The organism is Mesorhizobium sp. M7D.F.Ca.US.004.03.1.1 (assembly GCF_003998635.1).
GTDB classification, from domain to species: domain Bacteria; phylum Pseudomonadota; class Alphaproteobacteria; order Rhizobiales; family Rhizobiaceae; genus Mesorhizobium; species Mesorhizobium loti.
The window spans coordinates 1-6,268 of sequence record NZ_RZQG01000313.1 but is presented as its reverse complement, the minus strand read 5'-3'; the positions used below and the strand labels follow the sequence as shown (position 1 = coordinate 6,268).

The window sequence follows — 6,268 nt, the reverse complement described above, 5'->3', positions numbered from 1 at the left end:
AGATTGCGCAGTCCCGGCACGCAGATCGCCAGCACGACCAGCGGGGCGGCCTCGGCGACATTCTTGCCGAGCGCATTGGGGAAGAAGTGCAGGACGATGCCAAGCGTCAGCAGCGCCAGCGTCGACACCGCGAACACGCCGCCTTCGATGCCGCTCTTGACCGCCAGTCGCGACAGCAGTTCCGGCGCGCGCATCATGCGTTGCACCAGCATCATCGAGAAAGTGCGGATCGGAATGGCCGTCAGATCGACCAGCCGCATGATGATGGCGTAGATACCGGCCAGATGCGGGCCGCCGATCGCCAGGACCAGTAGCTTGTCGAACTCCATCTGCAGGTAGAACAGCACTTCGGCGCCGGCCACATAGATGGAATCGGCCAATCGCCTGAGATAGAGCTCGATGCGCAGCCGCAGCCGCTGGCGCGGGTAGAAGAAGCCGAAGGCAATCAGCAGCGAGGCGGCGTTGGCGCCGATATAGAACCACGACCATATCCAGACGCTGTGTTGCGCCCAGAACATGAACAGCACCGCGCCAAGCGCCCGCAGCGCCGTCGCCAGGATGGCCAGCAGCGCGGCGCGGCCGAACTTGCCCAGACCGTTGTTGACGATCAGCGCCACCTCCACCGGCCGCCATAGCAGCGCTTCGGCAAAGACGATTGCAGCAAACACCGACAGCGGCACGGTGTCGGCGAAGAAAATCAGGTAGACGCCGAACGAGGCCGCCGCCAGCAGCGGCAGCGACAGCACGCCGAGCAGCAGGAAGCCGGCGGTGAAGGTGCCGATCAGATTGGGTCGGATGGTGGCAGTGCGGTAGAGCGCCGATATGAAACCGAAGGCGAGGATGCGCGACAGCATGACGCCGGCCGCCGATGCGGTGGCGAACATGCCGAACTCGGAAATGGACAGCGTGTTGGCCAGTGCGATGAAATAGGCGAGTGAAAACACCAGTCGCCCACCGGCGCCGCTGATCGCCGAGAAATAGTCGCGAAGCAGCCCCCGTCGTTCGGCCAAAAAAATGCCGATCCGGGCGAGGGGCCGCCTTTGCGGTATATCACTGGCCTGCGTCATGTCTCACGGAGAGCCTAGGCCGGAAAACTTAACGTGCCGTTCTGGGGTCTACGGTTGTGTCGAAAATAGATGCAACCGAAGAGGGAAACCGCAGGCTCGGCGCGGGAAAATTAACCTTTTGTTTTCCATGCCTGTTTAGCGTGGCTTAACGAATGGCCAATCGCCGTTTGCAGGTCGCCAAGGGTAAAGTTCCAGACAATGGTCGACAGGGAAAACCGCGAAGACTGGAAGCGCGAGCGCTCGTTGCTGGCGCTTGGCCAGGCTGTGCGCGGCGACGAACCTGACGCGTCCCTGGTCTCGATCGGGGATCGGGCAGACCCGTCATGGCGCGAGGATGCCGCCACCCGCCATCGCCTCGCCCGTTCACGGCGCGAAACGCGGACGAACCCGAAGCTGTCGGATCCGGTCGCAACAGACGGGTATCAGGCCGGCTACGAGCCAGCCTCGTCGGTGAGCCATCCGCAAAACACGCCACGGACACAGTCTGTTGCTGTTGAAACCGCAGGCGCCTCCGATCGTACATCCGAACGTTACCATTCAAGCGCCGCGCCGGCGTCCCACAATGACGGCGCCGACAGCCAGCAGTGGAAGCCGCTGATCGATCCAATGCAAGTCGTCCGCGGTGTCGGCAAGTCGAAGCTGCTGATCGTGACGACGACGATGCTGGGTGCCGCGCTCGGCATTGCGATCGCGCTGTCGACGCCGAAGAAATACGAGGCCACCACCGAGCTGATCGTCGATCCGCGCGACCTGAAGCTGACTGACCGCGATCTCACCCAGTCGGTCGTCGCTTCCGACGCCACGCTAGCCATCGTTGAGAACCAGGTCCGGGTGCTGACATCAGGCACCGTTCTCAACAAGGTCGTCGACAAGCTCAATCTGGTCAATGACCCGGAATTCAATGGGCAAGGCGGCGGCCTCAGCGTCATGTCGCTCATCCGCTCCGTCCTGTCTCGCAATGACGGACCGGGCGGTGTCGACGACACCCGCCGCCGTGCGCTGGCTGTCGGCAATCTGGCTGAGAGCCTTTCGGTCGAGCGCGGCGGCAAGACCTTCGTCATCACCGTCAGCGCGACAACGCAGAATGGTGAGAAATCGGCCCTCATCGCCAACACGATGACGGATGTCTTCCTGCAGACCTTCGGCCAGATTCAATCGGACACCGCCGGCCGCGCCACGGACGAACTCACGGCCAGGCTGGACGAGTTGCGCAAGGGCGTCGAGGCGGCCGAGCGCAAGGTCGAGGATTTCAGAGCCACGCACGACCTTGTCGACGCGCAGGGCCACCTCATCAGCGACGATGAGATGCTGAAGCTCAACGAGCAGCTGTCGGTTGCCCGCGCCCGCACGCTGGAACTCAATGCTCGGGCGGCCTCGGCGCGCTCGGTCGATGTCAACTCGGTTCTCACCGGCACCTTGCCGGAGGAGATCAACTCCAACACGATGAGCGATCTGCGTTCGCAATATGCGTCGCTCAAGCAGGAAGTCGACCGCGCCGCCATCCGGTTCGGTCCGCGCCACCCCGAACTCCAGGCGCTCAATGCCCAGATTGCCGGCGCACGCGACCGCATCGCCGCTGAGTTGCGCCGCATCGGCTCGTCGCTGCAGGTCGACCTCAAGCGCGCCGTGCAACTCGAACAGGATCTCGCTTCTCGTCTGGCTCAGCTCAAGGTCCGCAGCGGCGACGTCAACAGCGATCTGGTGTCGATGCGCGAACTGGAGCGCGAGGCCACCGCCAAGCGTTCCGTCTACGAACAGTACCTGCTCCGTGCCAAGGAGACCGGCGAGCAGAAGGACATCAACACCGCCAACATCAATGTGATCTCGAAGGCTTTCGCGCCACTCGAGCCGAACGGGCCGTCGCGGGTCGTCGTAGCGCTTGCCGGCCTGTTGCTGGGCTTTGCCTCGGGCATTGGCCTCGGCGCCATGCGTGGCGCCTATGAGAGCCTGCGTGACACAGCCAATTCGCGATCGCGCCGCGACCGCAGCGTGGATGAACGCCGGGCGCCCTATGAGGACAAGCCATATCGGGCAGCACCCCCGGCACCGCTACAACCACCAGTACTGCAGCCATCGACACCCCCGCCTACACCGCCACCACCTGCGCCACCGCCGGCAGCACCACCACCTGTCCAGCAAGCTGAGGTCGCCTCGGCCGAAGGTTCCGGCCGGATCGGTGCCTTGCTGTCGAGGCTGCACAAGTCCGTGTCCCGCAAGCCGTCCCCGGAAGAGCCTTTCGATACGGAGTGGGTCTCTGATGAAAACGTGAAGCCAACGCGAGATCCGGCGTACCCCGCCTATCTCCAGTCGGCACCGGCCTTTGCGTCCCAGCAGCAGGTTGCAGCCGCCTACCCGCCGTCGCCTTTCCAGCCGGGCGCCCAGGCCCCATATACGCAGCAGATGGCGCAGCCGCCATTACCGCCTCACATAGTGCCGCAGCGACCATATTCGGGCCCGCAGCTCTATCCCTACGCGCAGCCATTGGCCTACACGCAGCAGCCCGGCCATACCCATCCGCAGTCCACGCCCGCCCCCAATGCCGGGCAGCAGCCCTATCCGCCTCAGCCTGCTTCTGAGCCTTATCCGCAGCCGCCCATCCCGCCGCAGCAGGCGCCTCAGCGATCGGTGGAGGCGCCGCAGCCCAAGGCGGACGTCGAGCAGCAGGCGCCAATCGAGGAAATCCGCGCCAGCCTGCGCGAATTCCGCGAAGCGGTTCGCGAACTCACCGAGAGCCGCGCGCGTCGCCGGTACTTCTGAGCCACAAAATTCTTCGCTGTGCCGTACAAAAACATGCCGGTTTCGCGTAAACGGCATGGGAAGGCGCTTTGGCGGGATTGCGTGTTGGAATTTTCGTGAAAATGCCACGCGGTGAAAGATCAAAAAGCGCGTCGCTTCCGGAAGCGACGCGCTTGGGCATTTTGGTGTTGAGGATGGTCCATGGCCGAAGTGATTGATGGTAAGAGCGTTGCTGAAGATGTGGTGCGGACGGTCAAGGCCCTGACGGCCGAGCTGGTTGCCAAAGGCAACGCCAAGCCCGGTCTTGCCGTGGTCATCGTCGGCGAGGATCCGGCCAGCCAGGTCTATGTCGCCTCCAAATCGCGCACCGCCAAGGAATGCGGCTTTCATTCCGTCCAGCACACGCTGCCGGCCGAAACCTCCGAACAGGCATTGCTGAAGATCATCGGCGACCTCAACGCCGATCCGGCCATCAACGGCATCCTGGTACAGCTTCCGCTGCCGGCCCATATCGACGCCGGCAAGATCATCCAGACCATCGCGCCGGAAAAGGATGTCGACGGCTTCCATTTCATCAATGTCGGCAAGCTCGGCACCGGTGAACTCGAGACCGCCTTCGTGCCTTGCACGCCGGCGGGCTCGATGCTTTTGATCGAGCGTGTGCGCGGCAAGGACCTGTCCGGCCTCAATGCCGTCGTCGTCGGCCGCTCCAACATCGTCGGCAAGCCGATGGCCAACCTCCTGCTTGCCGCCAACTGCACCGTCACCGTCGCGCACAGCCGCACGAAGGATCTGCCGGCACTGGCCCGCACCGCAGACATTCTTGTCGCGGCCGTCGGCCGGCCGGAGATGATCAGGGGCGATTGGGTGAAGCCGGGCGCCACCGTCATCGATGTAGGCATCAACCGCATTCCGGCGCCGGAAAAGGGCGAGGGCAAGTCGCGCCTCGTTGGCGATGTTGCCTATGCCGAAGCGGCCAAGGCCGCCGGCGCCATCACGCCGGTGCCCGGCGGTGTCGGGCCGATGACCATTGCCATGCTGATGGCCAATACGTTAGCCTCTGCCTACCTTGCGGCCGAATTGAAACGGCCGTCCTTCTGACCCGCCAGAAAGCCGCAGCTTTGCCGAACCCCACTATTCCCTTGGAACGGCCGGCCATAACCGATCCCGTTCAAGGCGGCCGGCAGTTCGCTTTCCTGCTGGTCGACAAGTTCTCCATGTTCTCGCTGGCCGCGGCGATCGACACGTTCCGGTCGGCAAATCGGTTGCTCGGCCGCGACTTCTATGGCTGGACCACGGTGTCGGCCGACGGCGATCCGGTGATGGCCTCCAATGGCCTACCGCTCAAGATCGACTACGCCGTTGCCGACCTGCCGCCTGTCGACATCCTCTTCGTCTCGGTCGGGCTGACGACGGAATTTCCTGGCAAGAGCAAGGTGCTGGCGGCACTGCGCAGCTGGGGCCGGCGCGGCAATGCACTGGGTGCCTTGTCGGTCGGTTCCTACCTGCTGGCTGAGGCCGGCCAGCTCGAAGGCTATCGCTGCACTATCCATTGGGAAAATCGCGCAGGCTTCGTCGAACGGTTCCCCGACATCAACTGCACGGGCAACGTCTTCGAGATCGATCGCAAGCGTTATACCTGCGCCGGCGGCACCACCTCGATCGACCTGATGCTGGAGATCGTGCGCGGCGATTTCGGTTCGAATCTCGCCAATGGCGTCGCCAACCAGTTCCAGCATGAACGCATCCGCTCGGCCGGAGACCGCCAGCGTGTCGGGCCGGAACGCGACCTGACCGGCAAGTCGGAGAAGCTCAGGCGCATCGTCGAACTGATGGCCGACCACCTCGACGAGCCGCTGTCGGCCGTGCAACTGGCCAAATCCGCCGGCCTGTCGGTGCGCCAGGTCGAGCGCCTGTTCCTGCGCCATCTCAGCGTCACGCCCGGCCGTTATTACATGCGGTTGCGGCTGGAGCGGGCGCGCGAATTGCTGCGCCAGACCAACATGCCGATCCTCGATGTGGCGATCGCGACCGGCTTCACCTCGCATTCCTACTTCGCCCAGAGCTACCGGCTGCAATTCGGCAGGCCGCCCTCGGAAGAGCGCCGCACGACCTACTGAGCGGATTTTCGCTTTCGCCGAAAAGTCTGGCATTCGGCTCCCTCACAGCCGCGCCCGGACTTGTGTCCTGACGCCGCGTCAAATAGCTTTCCCGCCCGGATCAGGGGCGGATTTGAGGAGATATCGATGGCGGGACTTGCACGGGGCGTCGCTGCGGCGATCCTTCTTTTGTCGATGACGACACTCGGCTTTGCCGCAAACAAGGTCATCATCATTCTCGATGCTTCCGGCTCGATGTGGGCGCAGATCGACGGCAAGCCCAAGCTCGAGATCGCCCGTGAATCGCTGAGGTCCGTGCTTCAATCGGTCCCCGCCGAGGACGAGATCGGCTTCATGGCCTATGGC

General features: G+C 63.8%; 4 protein-coding genes and 1 pseudogene. 4 read left to right on the top strand and 1 reads right to left on the bottom strand.

Translation table 11 applies throughout. The annotated features are described in order from the left end of the window. Nucleotides 1-1,067: lipopolysaccharide biosynthesis protein (locus EN935_RS18215; RefSeq protein ID WP_127373492.1), on the bottom strand; the 1,067-nt coding region annotated here is incomplete at its 3' end. Between the two features lie 198 nt (nucleotides 1,068-1,265). Here EN935_RS18215 and EN935_RS18210 point away from each other — a divergent pair. The 4 genes and pseudogenes from EN935_RS18210 to EN935_RS18195 all read left to right on the top strand — a co-directional run. Then, a complete protein-coding gene (locus EN935_RS18210) occupies nucleotides 1,266-3,824 on the top strand; it encodes a Wzz/FepE/Etk N-terminal domain-containing protein (RefSeq protein WP_127264891.1) in 2,559 nt (852 codons plus the stop codon). A 180-nt stretch (nucleotides 3,825-4,004) separates the two neighbouring features. Next, complete coding sequence (gene folD / locus EN935_RS18205; protein WP_127264892.1) at nucleotides 4,005-4,904, top strand: bifunctional methylenetetrahydrofolate dehydrogenase/methenyltetrahydrofolate cyclohydrolase FolD; 900 nt, start codon at nucleotides 4,005-4,007, stop codon at nucleotides 4,902-4,904. Between the two features lie 20 nt (nucleotides 4,905-4,924). Next, nucleotides 4,925-5,923 carry a GlxA family transcriptional regulator gene (locus EN935_RS18200; RefSeq protein WP_164548583.1) on the top strand — a complete coding sequence of 333 codons (999 nt, stop codon included), beginning with the start codon at nucleotides 4,925-4,927 and terminating at the stop codon, nucleotides 5,921-5,923. Nucleotides 5,924-6,049: 126 nt separating this feature from the next. Then, nucleotides 6,050-6,268, top strand: a pseudogene (locus EN935_RS18195) (hypothetical protein); the annotation flags it as partial.

Coding starts and splice junctions, on each gene's coding strand:
- folD (WP_127264892.1), top strand. CDS start 4,005: ATGGCCGAAGTGATTGATGGTAAGAGCGTTGCTGAAGATGTGGTGCGG.
- EN935_RS18210 (WP_127264891.1), top strand. CDS start 1,266: ATGGTCGACAGGGAAAACCGCGAAGACTGGAAGCGCGAGCGCTCGTTG.